14 protein-coding genes are annotated in these 15,683 nt (G+C 67.0%); 6 read left to right on the forward strand and 8 right to left on the reverse strand.

Translation table 11 applies throughout. The features are described from left to right. Positions 1-292 precede the first annotated feature (292 nt). On the forward strand, positions 293-1,195 hold the full coding sequence (locus tag RCF34_RS08680) for a DMT family transporter (RefSeq protein WP_308707810.1): 903 nt from the start codon (positions 293-295) through the stop codon (positions 1,193-1,195). 22 nt (positions 1,196-1,217) lie between these two features. Further along, positions 1,218-2,111, forward strand: a complete 894-nt coding sequence (locus RCF34_RS08685; RefSeq protein ID WP_308707811.1) for a DMT family transporter — start codon at positions 1,218-1,220, stop codon at positions 2,109-2,111. Here RCF34_RS08685 and RCF34_RS08690 read toward each other — a convergent pair. After that, positions 2,108-3,013, reverse strand: a complete 906-nt coding sequence (locus RCF34_RS08690) for a LysR family transcriptional regulator (RefSeq protein ID WP_308707812.1) — start codon at positions 3,011-3,013, stop codon at positions 2,108-2,110. The two genes, RCF34_RS08685 and RCF34_RS08690, sit on opposite strands and share 4 nt — an antisense overlap. Before the next feature lie 105 nt (positions 3,014-3,118). On the opposite strand from RCF34_RS08690, the gene RCF34_RS08695 reads away from it, so the two are divergent. Continuing rightward, positions 3,119-4,444 (forward strand): SGNH/GDSL hydrolase family protein, encoded by a 1,326-nt coding sequence (locus RCF34_RS08695; RefSeq protein ID WP_308707813.1) that lies wholly within the window; start codon positions 3,119-3,121, stop codon positions 4,442-4,444. A gap of 14 nt (positions 4,445-4,458) precedes the next feature. Here the strand turns inward: RCF34_RS08695 and RCF34_RS08700 are convergent, their stop codons facing one another. Genes RCF34_RS08700 through paoA form a run of 3 tightly spaced genes read right to left on the reverse strand, consistent with a single transcriptional unit; the run spans position 4,459 to position 8,337 of the window. Continuing rightward, positions 4,459-6,681: a xanthine dehydrogenase family protein molybdopterin-binding subunit gene (locus tag RCF34_RS08700; protein WP_308707814.1), complete on the reverse strand. Its 2,223-nt coding sequence runs from the start codon at positions 6,679-6,681 to the stop codon at positions 4,459-4,461. Between the two features lie 10 nt (positions 6,682-6,691). After that, entirely contained in the window at positions 6,692-7,672 is a 981-nt protein-coding gene (locus RCF34_RS08705; protein WP_308707815.1) for a xanthine dehydrogenase family protein subunit M, read from the reverse strand. Further along, positions 7,669-8,337, reverse strand: a complete 669-nt coding sequence (gene paoA / locus RCF34_RS08710) for an aldehyde dehydrogenase iron-sulfur subunit PaoA (protein WP_308707816.1) — start codon at positions 8,335-8,337, stop codon at positions 7,669-7,671. The genes RCF34_RS08705 and paoA overlap by 4 nt, the downstream gene beginning before the upstream one ends. A 317-nt stretch (positions 8,338-8,654) precedes the next feature. Between paoA and RCF34_RS08715 the strand changes: the two genes are divergently transcribed. From RCF34_RS08715 to RCF34_RS08725, 3 genes are read left to right on the forward strand one after another with little or no spacing between them, the layout of a single operon-like run. Then, positions 8,655-9,185 (forward strand): 2Fe-2S iron-sulfur cluster-binding protein, encoded by a 531-nt coding sequence (locus RCF34_RS08715; protein ID WP_308707817.1) that lies wholly within the window; start codon positions 8,655-8,657, stop codon positions 9,183-9,185. Beyond that, entirely contained in the window at positions 9,182-10,168 is a 987-nt protein-coding gene (locus RCF34_RS08720) for a xanthine dehydrogenase family protein subunit M (RefSeq protein ID WP_308707818.1), read from the forward strand. The genes RCF34_RS08715 and RCF34_RS08720 overlap by 4 nt, the downstream gene beginning before the upstream one ends. Further along, positions 10,165-12,390, forward strand: coding sequence for a xanthine dehydrogenase family protein molybdopterin-binding subunit (locus RCF34_RS08725; RefSeq protein WP_308707819.1), 2,226 nt, complete (start codon positions 10,165-10,167; stop codon positions 12,388-12,390). The genes RCF34_RS08720 and RCF34_RS08725 overlap by 4 nt, the downstream gene beginning before the upstream one ends. Before the next feature lie 177 nt (positions 12,391-12,567). Here the strand turns inward: RCF34_RS08725 and RCF34_RS08730 are convergent, their stop codons facing one another. From RCF34_RS08730 to purM, 4 genes are all read right to left on the reverse strand, one after another. Continuing rightward, a complete protein-coding gene (locus RCF34_RS08730; protein WP_133859723.1) occupies positions 12,568-12,747 on the reverse strand; it encodes a hypothetical protein in 180 nt (59 codons plus the stop codon). 284 nt (positions 12,748-13,031) lie between these two features. Next, entirely contained in the window at positions 13,032-13,745 is a 714-nt protein-coding gene (locus RCF34_RS08735) for a DUF3108 domain-containing protein (RefSeq protein WP_308707820.1), read from the reverse strand. A 15-nt stretch (positions 13,746-13,760) separates the two neighbouring features. Beyond that, positions 13,761-14,429, reverse strand: coding sequence for a phosphoribosylglycinamide formyltransferase (purN, locus tag RCF34_RS08740; protein WP_308707821.1), 669 nt, complete (start codon positions 14,427-14,429; stop codon positions 13,761-13,763). Then, a complete protein-coding gene (purM, locus tag RCF34_RS08745) occupies positions 14,426-15,487 on the reverse strand; it encodes a phosphoribosylformylglycinamidine cyclo-ligase (protein ID WP_308707822.1) in 1,062 nt (353 codons plus the stop codon). Before purM ends, purN begins: the two co-directional genes overlap by 4 nt. Positions 15,488-15,683 lie beyond the last annotated feature (196 nt).

The following is a 15,683-nucleotide window of genomic DNA, read 5'->3' on the forward strand; positions in this document are numbered from 1 at the left end:
GGCTTGTCTGAAAAGTGCCTACGCTCGGTCATGCTGCGTTAAAAACCGGCTCGGAATGCTCATTTACCGCTCGTAAACTCCGCTTCCTCGCCGATTTGATTCGCTGGCGCTCACCCTTGGGCCAGCCTTCGGCTGTTACTCCCGTTGGTCGTTGCGCCTTGCCTGATCTTCGCTCGGCGACTTTTCAGGCAAGCCTTAGTTTTCCTGAGCCAGACGCCCATTAAACATCGTTTGTCCGACCTGTTCAGCCACCGTCATCCTGCAGGCTCACTTTTTTCTTGGAACGACGCTCATGCGCAAGGAGCTCGATCTCCCCGCCGTGCTGGTCATGCTGGTGCTCTGCCTGGTCTGGGGCCTGCAGCAGACGGCGATCAAGGCCATCGCCGAGCAGGTGGACCCCTTGCTGCAGATCGGCTGGCGTTCGCTGCTGGCGGCCGGGCTGCTCTATGGCCTGGCGCGCTGGCGCGGCATCCGCTGCCTGGGCCGTGACCAGACGCTGATTCCCGGCCTGCTCGCCGGTTCGCTGTTCGCCCTGGAGTTCCTCTGCATGGCGGTGGGCCTGAAATACACCAGCGCCGCGCACATGGTGGTGTTCATCTACACGGCGCCACTGTTCGCCGCCTGCGGCCTGCATTGGCTGGTGCCCGGCGAGCGGCTGTCGGGACGCCAGTGGCTGGGCATGGTGCTGGCGGCCAGTGGCGTGGTCTGCGCCTTCCTGGTCGGCAAGCCGAGCGGCGGCACGAGCTGGCAGGGCGATCTGATCGGCCTGATCGGCGGCGCCTGCTGGGGTGCCACCACGGTGCTGATCCGCCGCAGTGCCCTGGCCGAGGCGCCGCCGCTGCGCACCTTGTTCTATCAACTCGGGGTGACCGGGGTGGTGCTGCTGGCGTTGGCCCTGCCGCTCGGCAAGCGACTGGATCTGGCCCGGCTGGATTCCCTGGCCTGGTCGAGTCTGGCCTTCCAGGTGTTCATCGTCGCCGGCATCAGTCTGCTGGGCTGGTTCGTGTTGCTCAGTCGCTATCGCGCCGCGCCCCTGGGCGTGCTGACCCTGCTGACACCGCTGTTCGGTGTGTTGATGGGCGTCTGGTTGCTGGGCGAGACCCCGGGACCGGGATTTCTCGCCGGTGCGGCCCTGGTGCTCAGCGGCCTGCTGATCGTCAGCTATCCTTCCCGCTCGCGAGTCGCGTCCCGCTGACTCGCCTGGACCTGAGCATCCGATGTCGTCCACCTCGCTGAATCCCTGGTTGCTGCGCCTCATCCCCCTGGTGTTCCTGGCCCTGTGGTCCGCTGGATTCGCCGTGTCCAAGGTGGGCCTGGCCTATGCGCCGCCCTTCACCCTGCTGGCGATGCGTTATGCCCTGGCCTTCGGCGTGCTGCTGGTGGCTTTCCTGATCCTGCGTCCGCCGCTGCCGCGTACGCGGCGGGAATGGACGAATCTGGCCGTGGTGGGTTTCCTGATCCAGGGCGTCTATTTCGGCATGAGCTATGGCGCCCTGGTGATGGGCGCCTCGGCCAACGTGGTGGCCATGGTCGCCTCGCTGCAACCCATCCTGGTGGCCCTGGGCGCACCCCTGCTGGTGGGCGAACGGGTGGCGCCGCTGCAGTGGCTGGGGCTGGCCCTGGGACTGCTCGGCGCCATCGGGGTGATCCTGGCGCGCGCCAGCGTCGCCGTGGAATCCCTCTTCGGTATCTGCCTGGCGGTGGGCGCCTTGCTGGGCATGACCAGCGCCGTGCTCTACGAAAAGCGCCTGGGCGTGGCCCAGCATCCGGTCACCAACAACCTGGTGCAGTACAGCGTCGGCCTGGTGTGTTGCGCGCCCCTGGCGCTGCTGTTCGAGCACAGCCCGGTGTACTGGGCGCCGGCCTTCATCGGCGCCCTGGCCTACCTGGTGCTGGCCAATTCACTCTTGGCCATCAGCCTGCTGGTGTGGATGATTCGCGCCGGCGAGGCGGCGCGGGTCAGTGCGCTGTTCTTCTGCGTCCCGCCGGGCGCCGCCCTGAGCGCCTGGCTGCTGCTGGGCGAGACCCTGCCGCCGCTGGCCTGGATGGCCATGGTGATCGCCATCGGCGGGGTGCTGCTGGCGACGCGGGCGGGCCGCAAGCTGGGCTAGGAGGGTTCGGCCAGGACCACGCGCTCGGCGAGGAAATCGAGGAAGACGCGTATCCGCTTGGGCATGGGACCACCCTGGCCCAGGTAGACGGCATGGATCTCCTCGCGGTCGCCGGGGTTGCAGTCCTGCAGCACCGCCTGCAGGCGACCCGCGGCGAGATCGCCGGCTACCTGGAAGGCCGCCAGGCGCGCCAGGCCGACGCCGGCCAGTGCCAGGTGGCGCAGGGCCTCGCCATCGCTGGCCTGGACGGTGCCGGTGAGGGGAAGGGACAGGAGTTCGGCACCCTGGCGCAGCGGCCAGCCAGGTTGCGCCCGTGCGTAGTTCGCACCCAACCGGTTGTGCTCGAGCAAGTCGTCCGGCGAGGTGGGCATCCCATGCCGTTCCAGGTAGCCGGGGGCGCCGACGATCAGCATGGGCGTCGCTCCCAGTCGGCGCGCCACCAGTCGGGAATCCTTCAGCCGTCCCGCACGGATGGCCACGTCGGTACGGTGCTCCAGGAGATCGACCACCTCGTCGGTGAGCACCAGGTCCAGGGTGATCTCGGGGTAACGGGCGAGGAAGTCGGGCAGCAGGGGCAGGAGCACATGGTGGCCGAAAGGCACATTGGCGTTGATCCGCAGGCGTCCGCGAGGTGCACTGCCGGCGCTGCCGCAGCGCTCGGCTTCCTCCAGATCGGCGAGCAGACGCACGCCGCGCTCGTAGAAGGCACATCCCTCGGCGGTGAGCTGCAACTGCCGCGTGGAGCGATTGAGCAGACGAGTGCCCAGGCGTTGTTCGAGCCGGGTGACGAGCTTGCTGACGGCCGAAGGGGTCAGGCCGCAGGCCCGGGCAGCGCTGGAAAAGCCGCCCGCTTCGATGACCCGCACGAAGACCTCCAGCTCGCCGAATCGATTGATGCTCATGCTCGGACTCCTGTGAATACGGTTCATCAATGCTGTTCCAGTGGGCAGTCTATTCGTATTTCCTGGCCAACGGCAGGATAGGGCTTTCCCGGTCTGGAGCCATCAATGGCCGATTCCCCTGTTTTCCCGGGCCTGCGTCACTCCGGTTCGCTGGTGTTCACCTTGGTCGCCGGCCTGCTGGCAGGTGACGCTGCCTTGGCGGCCGAAAGCGCTCGGCCCACCCACTGGGTGGCGAGCTGGCAGGCCAGTCCCCAACCGGTCTGGGCGGACGGCTTCCTGTTTCCCACGCGGCTGCCGGCCCGCTTGAGCGACCAGACGGTCCGCCAGGTGGCGCGGTTGAGCCTTGGTGGCGAGCGGGTGCGGGTCGCTGTTTCCAATGCCTATGGTCGACACGCCGTGGTGCTGGGCCAGGTCACCCTGGGGCTACCGGGTGAGACGGCGGGCGCGGTCGCGGCAGGCAGTCTGCGCACCGTGACCTTCAACGGCCGGGGGACCTCGGTCGTGCCCGCGGGCGGCGAGCTGCTCAGCGATCCAGTGGACTTGCCGGTCGCAGCCTTGGCTCATGTCATCGTCAGCCTTTACTTGCCGCAGCCCACACCCATGACCACCTTCCATTGGGATGGTCGCCAGACCGGTTGGATCGTGCCGGGTGACCGGACCCACGACCTTCGTCTGGTCGGTGGCGGCGAGACGCTCGAGACCACCGCGCGGCCGCTGCTGGCAGGCCTCCAGGTAGAAACGGCCGTGCCCAGCCGCAGCGTCGTGGTCATCGGCGACTCCATCACCGATGGCGCCACGGCCAGCCTGGACCTCGACCGGCGCTGGCCGGATGTCCTCGCCGAACGCCTGGCGCCCCAGGGGGTGGACGTGGTCAACGCCGGTATTTCCGGGGCGCGGCTATTGAGCGATGGCATGGGCGTCAAGGCACTGGGCCGCCTGGAGCGCGATGTGCTGGCACAGCCCGGGGTGGCCAGTGTCATCGTGTTGCTGGGCATCAACGACATTGCCTGGCCGGGAACCGCCTTCGCCCATGCCGCTCCCTTACCGACCCTGGACGAACTCGTCGCGGGTTATCGGCAACTGGTCGAGCGCGCACATGCCCAGGGGATCAAGGTCATGGGCGCGACCCTGACGCCCTTTGCCGGCGCCTTGCCGGACACGCCCCTGGCCGACTACTACCAGCCCGCCAAGGAAGAACTGCGCCAGCGACTCAACGCCTGGATTCGCACGGCCGGCGCCTTCGATGCGGTGGTGGATGCCGACGCCGCGCTACGTGATCCCAGGCAACCGACGCGGCTCGCGCCTGACTACGACTCTGGTGACCACCTGCATCCGGGCGATGCGGGCAACCGTGCACTGGCCGCAGCAGTGGACCTCGCCGCGCTGCTGCCTGACATCGAGAGCGGACCCCGGTCGGGCCCACACCCCTGAGTCCCGGCGTGGCGTTAGGCCGTACGTAACCCTCCGAGCACCTTGTCCACCGTCAGCGGATAGTCACGGATGCGCACCCCGCAGGCGTTGTAGACGGCGTTGGTGAGGGCGGCCCCGGCGCCACAGATGCCCAGTTCGCCGACGCCCTTGATCTTCAGCGGATTGGCCTTGTCGTCCACTTCCGGCAGGAAATGGGCTTCGATGGCGGGGATGTCCAGGTGGCAGGGGTAGTGGTAGTCGGCCAGGTCATGGTTGACGAAGTGGCCGTGGCGGGTATCGATCACCCCGGCCTCGTGCAGGGCGCTGCCCACCCCCCAGATCATCCCGCCGAGCATCTGCGAGTGGGCGGTCTTCTCGTTGAGGATGCGGCCCGCGGCGAACACCCCGAGCATACGCCGCAGGCGGATCTCGCCGGTGAGGGCATGCACCCCCACCTCGGCGAAAAAGGCGCCATAGCCCTGCTGGGAATAGTCCTTGAGGGTCTGCCCCGGCTTGATCTCGCCGATGGCCTGGAGATCGTGTTCCCGGGCCAGCTCGGCGAGGTCGCGACTGCCGTTGTCGGCGATCAGCCGCCCGCCGACGAAGCGGGCACTGGCCGGATCCAGACCCGCCGCTTGTGCCGCCCTCAGGCGCAGGTTCTCGCAAGCGACATAGACCGAGGAACCGGAACTGGCGGCGCCAAAGGAGCCGCCGGAGCCGGCCCCGGCCGGGTCGTCGCTGTCACCCAGCAGCACCTTGACCCGCTCCACCGGCAAGCCGAGGGCCTCGCCGGCGATCTGCGCCAGGATGGTATAGGTCCCGGTGCCGATGTCGGTCATGGAGGTCTTGACCGTGGCCGTGCCGTCTGCCTCCAGCCGTACCCCGGCCTGGGACGGCCTGAGCATGTTGGCGCGACTGGCCGCGGCCATGCCCATGCCGATCAGCCAGTCGCCGTCGCGTACCTGGCCGGGCTTGGCACTGCGCTTGTTCCAGCCGAAGCGGCGGGCACCGTCCTGCATGCAGTCCACCAGCTTGCGGGAGGAGAAAGGGATGTGCTTTTCCGGATCCTGGCTGGGCTCGTTGCGGATCCGCAACTCGATGGGATCGAGATCGAGCATGACCGCCAACTCGTCCATGGCGCTTTCGCTGGCGAGCATGCCCACGGCTTCGCCGGGCGCCCGGCAGGAGCCGGACTCGGGCAGGTCCAGCTCGACCATGCGGTGTGCCACCAGGCGGTCGTCGCCGGCATAGAGGGTGCGCGAGGACAGGCCGGTGGGCTCGTAGTAGGTCAGGCCACGAGCGGAATGGGACCAGCCCTCGTGGGCCATCGCCTGGATACGGCCATCACGGTCGGCGCCCAGGCGGATGCGCTGCACCGTGGCCGAGCGATGGTCGGTGATCTGGAACATCTGCTGGCGGGTGAGGGTGACCTTGACCGGCCGGCCGATGGCGCGGGCCGCCATGGCGCCGATCAGGGCGTCGGCATAGATCGGCAACTTGCCACCGAAACCGCCACCGATATAGCGCGCCACGATGCGCACCTTGTCCTTGGGCAGCTGCAGGGTATTGGCCACGCAACTCTGCGCCTGTTCGACGAACTGGGTGGAGCAATAGATCGTCACCCGGTCGCCGTCCCACTGGGCGAGGCTGGCGTGGGGCTCCATCTGCGCATGGATGTGGTAGGGCGTGGTGTAGCGCTCGTCGAGCTTGATCGGCGCCCGGGCAAAGGCGGCGTCGACATCGCCCGAGGCGGTGTCGGTGGGCTGATCGGCATCCGGCGGTTTGACCGCCTGGCCGAGGTTGGCGGTGAGGTCGAAGACGCCCGGTTCGGCGGCGTAGTCGATCTCCACCAGGGCCGCCGCCAGCCGCGCCTCCTCGAAAGTCTCGGCCACGACGAAGGCCACCGGCTCGCCGAAATAGCGCACCTGGTCGCTGTCCAGGTAGGGCTTGGGCCGGGTGAAGCGGCCGCTGTTGTCCGGCTCGCGCGCGGCCTGGCGCGGGGCGTTGCGATAGGTCAGCACGCCGAGCACGCCCGGCGCGCTTTCCGCGGCCGAGGTGTCCAGGCGCCGGATGCGGCCCTTGGCGATGGTGGCGCCGACGATGAAGCCGTAGGCGACGCGATCGTTGCGGAATTCGAAGCTGTAGGGCGCCTGGCCGGTGACCTTGAGCAGGCCGTCGACGCGGTCGATGGGCTTGCCGATCAGGCCGCCGCGATTCTCATCGATCAGGTTGCGGCCAGCGGGTTCATTCATTTCCATGCTGCTGTCCTCAGGCCTGTTGGCGGGCGTCGGCCACCCCGGCGCGCAGGATGCGGCGGGTCAGCTCGAGCTTGAAATCGTTGTGGCCATAGCCACGGGCTCCGGCGAGCAGGGCATCGCCCACGGCCACCAGATCACTGTCCACGTTCTGGCCGGCAAAGGCCCGGTCGGCCGCCGCCACCCGCCAGGGCTTGTGCGCCAGGCCGCCGAAGGCTGCGCGCCCGCTGCGGATGCGCGTGCCGTCCAGCTCGACGATGGCGGCCATGGACACCAGAGCGAAGGCATAGGAGGCGCGGTCACGCACCTTGCGATAGACCTGGATGCCAGGCGGCGGCGGCGGCAGGGTCACGGCGGTGATGAGTTCGCCGGGTTGCAGCACCGTCTCGATCTGCGGGGTGTCGCCGGGCAGGCGATGGAAGTCGGCGATAGGAATGCGCCGGGTGCGGCCAGTGGCTTCCCGGGTCTCCACCGTGGCGTCCAGCACCCGCATGGCCACCGCCATGTCGGAGGGGTGCACGGCGATGCACTGGTCGCTGGCGCCGAGCACCGCGTTCATCCGGTTGAAGCCGCCCAGGGCCGCGCAGCCACTACCGGGCTTACGTTTGTTGCAGGGCATGGCGGTGTTGTAGAAGTAGGAACAGCGGGTCCGCTGCAGGAGGTTGCCCCCCGTGGTGGCCTTGTTGCGCAGCTGCGCCGAAGCGCCGGCCAGCAGGGCGCGCGCGAGCACCGGATAGCGCTCGCGAACCCGGGCGTCGGCGGCCAGGGTGGAATTGCGCACCAGGGTACCGATGCGCAGACCGCCGTCTCTGGTAGCGCTGATCTGATCAAGCGCCAGCCGATTGATGTCCAGCACCTGGCTGGGCGTTTCGATCTCCAGCTTCATCAGATCCAGCAGATTGGTGCCGCCGGCGATGAAGCGACTGCCGGCCCGGGCGCCCTGGCGGTTGGCATCGGCTTCGCTCTGCACGCGCTGATAATCGAAGACTCTCATGCCTGGCCCCCCGCCATCTGGATGGCCGCGACGATGTTGGGATAGGCGCTGCAGCGGCAGAGATTGCCACTCATGCGCTCGCGGATCTCTTCCTCGCTCAGCCGCATCGGCCCGTCGAGGTGCGCCGAGACGTGGCTGGGCATACCGGCCTTGATCTCTTCCAGCAGAGCCACCGCCGAGCAGATCTGCCCCGGGGTGCAATAACCGCACTGGAAACCGTCCTTGGCCAGGAAGGCCGCCTGCATGGGGTGCAGGCGCTCGGCGTTGCCCAGGCCTTCGATGGTGGTGATGGTGTCGCCTTCGTGCATGGCCGCCAGGCTCAAGCAGCTGTTGATGCGCTGGCCGTTCACCAGCACCGTGCAGGCGCCGCACTGGCCATGGTCGCAGCCCTTCTTGGTGCCCGTGAGGTGCAGGTTCTCGCGCAGGGCATCGAGCAGGGTGGTGCGGCTGTCGACCTTGAGCCTGCGCGCCTCGCCATTGATCTGCAGGGTCAGCGGCAGCAGCTGCGGCAGACGCGCGGCGATGGCCTGGGGCGTCAGGGGCGCGCCACCGCTGGCCTGGGCGAAGGTGTAGCCGGGAATGGCGTGGGTCGCCACCAGCACCGCGGAGGTGCCGAGGAACTGCCGTCGCGACAGGCGCCAGCGTGCATCTGAGTCGGAAGCCATGGTCGGATTCTCATCGTTAGGGGCACATCACGGGAGTTCTGATGACTACCCCGGTGCCAGTGGGGTTCAGCCCATTGGGCTGCCGGCCCGAGCAGGCGCCATACCGAATGTGTCCTGCCCCTGGAGAACGGCTCTGGATCGGCGCTCTCAGCGCTTCGCTGAGCGACTTTCAACGTCACGTTGAATACCGCTGGGCAGGGGTGCTGAACCGCTTCCGGTCGGCGTCTGTCCCTTACCTGAGGTGGCCTTTCGCTGCCACCGCCTATTCCGACCACGGGGGCAATCTGCACCCCGCGGCTTTAACCGTGAGGTCCGCCATGAACGCCACCCCCGCGCGCCAGCTCCAGCCGCTGGCCGAACCCGAGTCCCATACCATCGCCCTGACCCTCAACGGCAAGCAGTTGCAACTGGCGGTCGAACCCTGGACCACCTTGCTGGACCTGCTGCGCGACCACCTCGACCTGACCGGCACCAAGAAGGGTTGCGATCACGGCCAGTGCGGCGCCTGCACCGTGCTGGTCAATGGCACCCGCATCAACAGCTGCCTGGCCCTGGCGGTCATGCAGGATGGCGCCGAGGTCACCACCGTCGAGGGTCTGGCCCAGGGCGACCAGTTGCACCCCATGCAGGCGGCCTTCGTCGCCGAAGATGCCTTCCAGTGCGGCTATTGCACTCCGGGGCAGATCTGTTCGGCCATCGGCATGCTCAAGGAGGGCCATGCCCACAGCGAGGCCGAGGTGGCCGAGCAGATGAGCGGCAACCTCTGCCGTTGCGGTGCCTACCGCAACATCCGCGCCGCCATCGAGCGGGCGCGTCCGGAGTGCCAGCAAGGGGAGGGCCGCGAATGAACCGCTTCGGTTATGCCAAGCCCAACGCGGTGCCCGATGCCATCCGCCAGCATGGCCCCCAGACCCATTTCATCGCCGGCGGCACCAACCTGCTGGACCTGATGAAGGAAAACGTCGAGCGCCCCGAGCAACTGATCGACGTCAACGGCCTGCCCCTGCGCGAGGTCGAGACCACCACCGAGGGCGGCCTACGCATCGGCGCCCTGGTCAAGAATGCCGAGGTGGCCTATCACCCCGAGGTGCAGCGTCGCTATCCGCTGCTGGCCAAGGCCATCCTCGCCGGCGCCTCCCCGCAATTGCGCAACATGGCCTCCACCGGCGGCAACCTGCTGCAGCGCACCCGCTGCTACTACTTCTATGACGTGGGCACCCCCTGCAACAAGCGCGAACCCGGCTCCGGCTGCGGCGCCCGTGAAGGGCAGAATCGCATCCATGCCATCCTCGGCCACAGCGAGCAGTGCATCGCCACCCACCCCTCGGACATGTGCGTGGCCCTGGCTGCGCTGGAAGCCCGGGTCGAGGTGAGCGGTCCGGACGGCGAGCGGGTCATCGACTTCGCCGACTTCCATCGGCTGCCCGGCGACACCCCCGAGCGCGATACCAACCTTGCCGCCGACGAACTCATCACCGCCGTGACCCTGCCGGCCGAGAGCCTGGCCGCGCATAGCGCCTACCTGAAGATCCGTGACCGCGCCTCCTATGCCTTCGCCCTGGTCTCCGTCGCGGCAGCGCTGGAATTGAAGGGCGAGCGCATCAAGCAGGTTCGTGTCGCCCTGGGCGGCGTGGCCCACAAGCCCTGGCGCCTGCCGGAGGCCGAGCAGGCCCTGGTCGGCCAGGTGGCGGACAAGGCGGCCTTCGGTCAACTGGCCGATAGCCTGCTGCAAGGCGCCCAGGGCTTCGCCCATAACAGCTTCAAGATCGAACTGGCCCGGCGCGCCATCGTGCGTGCCCTCACCGAAGCCGCCGGAGGTACCCTGCAATGACCGTCGTCCATCTGCAAAAAGCCGTTCCCCGCGTCGACGGTCCGCTCAAGGTCACCGGCCAGGCGCTCTATGCGGGCGAATTCAGCGTGCCGGATCTGGCCTTCGGTTTCGTGGTCAACGCCACCATCACCAAGGGTCGCCTGCTCGGTTTGGACGTCAGCGAAGCCCTGGCCCAGCCGGGCGTGCTCGAGGTGCTCAGCCATCTCAATCGGCCCAAGATGGCCAGCTACGACGAGAGCTACACCGACATGGACGCGGCCGATGGCAAACCCTTCCGGCCGCTGTACAACGATCGCATTCTCTACAGTGGTCAGCCCATCGCCCTGGTCGTGGCCGAGACTTTCGAGGCCGCGCGCCATGCCGCTGCGCTGATCCGTGCCCAATACGGCGAGGAAGACCACGCCACCGACCTGGCTCAGGCCCGCGACCAGGCCCACGAAGCACCCATGGAATTGCCGGAGAATCGCGGCGATGCCCCGGCGGCCTGGGCCGCGGCGCCCACCCGCATCGAAGCCGAGTACCACTCCGCCGCGGAATTCCACAATCCCATGGAGATGCATGCCTCCACCGTCATCTACCACAAGGACGGCAAGCTGACGGTGCACGACAAGACCCAGGGCGTGCAGAACAGCGCCCAGTTCGTCAGCAGCATCTTCGGCCTGGGCGAGGGTGACGTGAAGGTCATCTCGCCCTTCGTCGGCGGGGCCTTCGGTTCCGGCCTGCGTCCCCAGTACCAGCTGGTGCTGGCGACCATGGCCGCGCTGCAGCTCAAGCGCTCGGTGCGGGTGACCCTGACCCGCCAGCAGATGTTCACCTTCGGCTATCGCCCCGAGACCTACCAGCAGATCAAGCTGGCCTGCGACAGCGACGGCAAGCTGCAGGCCATCGACCACAGCGCCCTGGGCATCACCTCGCGGTTCGAAGACTTCACCGAGATGGTGCTGGTCTGGTCGGCGTCGCTCTATGCCTGCCCCAACGTCAAGCTGGCCTATCAACTGGCCGCGCTGGACGTCTACACCCCGCTGGACATGCGTGCCCCCGGCGCGGTGCTGGGCGTCTATGCGCTGGAAAGCGCCATGGACGAACTGGCCTATGCCGCTGACATCGATCCGCTGGAATTGCGCATCCGCAATTTCACCGACACGGATCCGGCCAAGGGCAAACCCTATTCCAGCAAGGAACTGCTGGAGTGCTATCGCCAGGCGGCCGAGCGTTTCGGCTGGGAACAGCGCAGCATGGCGCCGCGCTCCATGCGCGATGGCAACCAGCTGGTGGGCTGGGGCATGGCCACCGGGGTCTGGGAAGCCATGCAACAACCTGCCACCGCCAAGGCGGTGATGAACATCGACGGCAGCCTGGTGGTGGCCAGTGCCACGGCCGACATCGGCACCGGCACCTATACGGTGATGACCCAGATCGCCGCCGAGAACCTCGGCCTGCCGCTGGACAAGGTGACCTTCAAGCTCGGTGATTCCACCCTGCCCAAGGCACCCCTTGAGGGCGGTTCCTTTACCGTTTCCTCGGTGGGCACCGCCGTGAAACTGGCCTGCGACCAGCTGCGTCAGCAACTGCTGGATGCGGCCAAGGAAATGGACGACTCGCCGCTGGCCAAGGCCGAGCTGGATCAGGTGGTGTTCGCCGACGGCGGCATCAGTCTCAAGACCGATCCGGCCCAGCGTGTCGACTTCACCGCCATCCTCAAGGCCACGGGTTCGCCGTCCATGGAAACCCTGGCCAGCGCCGAACCGGCGGAAGAACGCGACAACTACGCCACCGGTACCCACTCGGCGGTGTTCGTCGAGGTCAAGGTCGATGAGGACTTCGGCAGCGTCCAGGTCAGTCGCGTGGTCACGGCGGTGGCTGCAGGCCGCATCCTCAACCTCAAGACCGGCGAGAACCAGGTGGCCGGCGGCATCGTCTGGGGCATCGGCATGGGCCTGCAGGAAGAGGGAATGATGGACACCACCGAAGGTCGCTGGATGAACCACAGCCTCGCCGAATATCACTTCCCGGTGCAGGCCGACATCCAGCAACTGGAGGTGATCTTCGTCGAGGAGCACGATGAGATCGTCAATCCGCTGGGCGCCAAGGGCATCGGCGAGATCGGTATCGTCGGGGTGGCGGCAGCCATCGCCAACGCCATCTTCCACGCCACCGGCAAGCGGGTCCGGGATCTGCCCATCACCCTGGACAAGGTCTTCGCCGACGAGCTGCTGCACTGACCCAACGGTGTTGGGCTTCGACGATGGAGCCGTCTCAAGCCAACCTACGAGGCATGATCACTCCGTAGGTTGGCGCTGAGCGCAGCGAAGCACAACATTCGCTAATCCCTGAAACGAAAAAGGCCCGCCTCCAAGAGGCGGGCCTTTTTCAGGCAGTCGGTAAAAAGATCTTTCGACTCACTCGGCGTGCGACGCGCCTTCGTGTTCGATCTGCTCCTTATACTCCAGGGCATCGGCTTCGCTCTGGTAGACGCCGACCAATTCCCCTTCCTGTTTCACGTCCCACAGATGCATGCCCAGGCCACGGGCTTCGCGGGACATATGGTCTTCGTCACGTTCGGTTACGGTAATGGTCATGCTGAATCTCCTTGGTCGAGCCCGCGCTACGGCAGGGCTTGAAAACCCATACTAGAGCGTTTCGCTTCAGGACCAAGGCGTATCTCGGCAACAAGTCGTTACAACTTCTGCGACAATCTGTCGCGCCTGCGGTTGTCCTTCCGAAGCCGCGATAGGGGCAGATGCACCCTGTCAGAGGCGTGCTGCTGAATACTTACTCGCCTGTCACGAGAGGCAGCTATCACACCTGCCTGGGTGCATAAAGGAAAACGCCCTCCGAAGAGGGCGTCCTTGCCAGCGCCTGATCAGTTGGCGCCCTTCACCGTGCGCCCGTTGACCGAGCCTTCCTTGAGGCTGGTCTGGTATTCCTTGCCGTCGCTCTCCTGCTGGTAGAGACGTACCAGCAGATAGTCCCAGTCCTTGGCGAACCAGAGTTCGGTCTTGCGGCTGCTCTTGGTGGGATCGCGCACGCGCTCGACCTTGATGGCATCGAACAGACCCAGCGGGGTGCGGATACGCTCCGGGCCGATGACGCGGAAGTCATAGGTGTCGATGCCGTCGCCGTCGACGATCTGGTAGCTCATGCTCTTCTTGCCGTCGGCCACGTCCTGCTGCAGCTTGAGCTGGTAGGTCGACTTGTCCAGCAGACCGCGATCCAGGGGCAGGCTGACCGGATCGTCCTTGTCCTTGCCGGTGACCTTCTTGCCGGCCCAGTCGAAGGTCAGTTCGCTCTCGCGGCTCTTGCCCAGCCCGCTGCGCTTGTACTGGTAGGTGTCCGGCAGGAAGGCTTCGCCTTCGCGGCGGAAGGTGCTGGACTCATTGAGGCCGGCGACTAGCATGGAGGCTTCGAACTTCAGCTCCCAGCGACCATCGGCTTCCTTCTGCAGCGAGCGCTCGGCGGAGCCGCTGACCGGCATCTGCTTCCAGTCGGCGGTGTAGCTGGCCGTGAACGGCTGCAGGTCGAAGGCGAAGGCCGAGGCGCTGCAGAGGGTGGCCAATAGTAACAACAGACGTCGCATCAGTTTCTCCTTGGATCAGGAAGGGGAAGCCACGGCCGTCAGCGACGGCAACTCGGCCCCGGTAGGCGGCAGTGCCTCGCCGTCGAGCTCGGCACCCAGGGTACCCAGCCGCAGACGACCTTCGGCGAACAACCGCACGGCCACAGGATAAAGGAGGTGCTCGGCGGCGTGTACCCGTGTCGCGAGGCTCTCCGCCGTATCTTCAGGCTGCACCGGCACCCGTGACTGCAGGACGACCGGGCCGCCATCCAGCTCTTCGGTGACGAAGTGCACGCTGCAACCGTGCCAGGCATCGCCGGCATCGAGGGCGCGCTGGTGGGTGTACAGCCCCTTGTACAGCGGCAGCAGCGAGGGATGGATATTGAGCAGGCGACCCTGGTAGCGCCGCACGAAGGCTGGCGTGAGGATGCGCATGAAGCCGGCCAGCACCACCAGATCGGCGCCCTGGGCATCGATGGCGGCCGCCAGGGCCGCATCGAAGCTGTCGCGATCGTCATGCTCGCGGTGGTCGATCACCTGGGTGGCGATCCCCGCCTGGCGGGCCCGCGCCAGGCCATAGGCCTCGGCACGGTTGGCGATCACCGCCACGATTCGCACGGGCGGCGTCGCGGCGTCGATCAAGGCTTGCAGGTTGCTGCCGTGGCCGGAGACGAGCACCACCACGGCGCAGTCGGCAGGGCTCATCCGTGCTGTTTCAGATTGTTCAGCACGACCTGGTCGGCGCCCTCGGCGGCCTGTTCGATACGACCGATGACCCAGGGTTGCTCACCCTCGGCACGCAGCAGCTGCAGGGCGCCTTCGACCTGGTCCTGGGCCACGCAGATGACCATGCCCACGCCGCAGTTCAGCACGCGGTGCATCTCGGTCTCGTCGACGTTGCCCTGCTGCTGCAGCCAGTCGAACACCGCCGGACGCTGCCAGCTGGCCACGTCGAGCACCGCCTGGGCACCCTCGGGCAGCACGCGCGGGATGTTGTCCAGCAGACCGCCGCCGGTGATGTGGGCCATGGCCTTGACCGCGCCGGTGTCCTTGATCAGCTTGAGCAGCGGCTTCACATAGATGCGGGTGGGCGCCATCAGCAATTCGGTCAGCGGCTGGCCGTCGAGCTGGATGTTCTCGATGTCGGCACCGGCCACCTCGATGATCTTGCGGATCAGCGAATAGCCATTGGAGTGCGGGCCGGAGGAGGGCAGGGCGATCAGGGCGTCGCCGGTGGCAACCTTGGAACCGTCGATGATCTCGGACTTTTCCACCACGCCGACGCAGAAGCCGGCCAGGTCGTAGTCTTCGCCTTCATACATGCCGGGCATCTCGGCGGTCTCGCCACCCACCAGGGAGCAGCCAGCCTGTTCGCAACCGGTGCCGATGCCGGTCACCACCTGGGCGGCGACGTCGACATTGAGCTTGCCGGTGGCGTAGTAGTCGAGGAAGAACAGCGGCTCGGCGCCGCAGACCACCAGGTCGTTGACGCACATGGCCACCAGGTCGATGCCGATGCTGTCGTGCTTGGCCAGGTTCATGGCCAGGCGCAGCTTGGTGCCGACGCCGTCGGTACCGGAGACCAACACTGGCTGGCGATAGCCTGCCGGGATCTCGCACAGGGCACCGAAGCCCCCCAGGCCGCCCATGACTTCCGGGCGGGCGGTGCGCTTGGCGACGCCCTTGATGCGTTCTACCAGAGCCTCACCGGCGTCGATGTCCACACCGGCGTCCTTGTAGCTCAGCTGGGGTTGTTTGCTCATGAATCCTGGCCTTTGGCTAATGGCGAAACGAGCCGGCTGGCGCCAGCCGGCAATGAGGCGGGCGATTTTACCAGAAGCCGTGCCAAAGCACGCGGCCCGCCGCGGCCTCCGGTCCGGGCGGCGATGGCACCCGGCCAGCCTGTCGTGGTCTGAGCCAGATCGCCTGTCCGTTCGCCAAGCGGGCAGTCTCTGCCGC

This window comes from Pseudomonas sp. 102515, from assembly GCF_031085165.1.
Lineage (GTDB): Bacteria > Pseudomonadota > Gammaproteobacteria > Pseudomonadales > Pseudomonadaceae > Chryseomonas.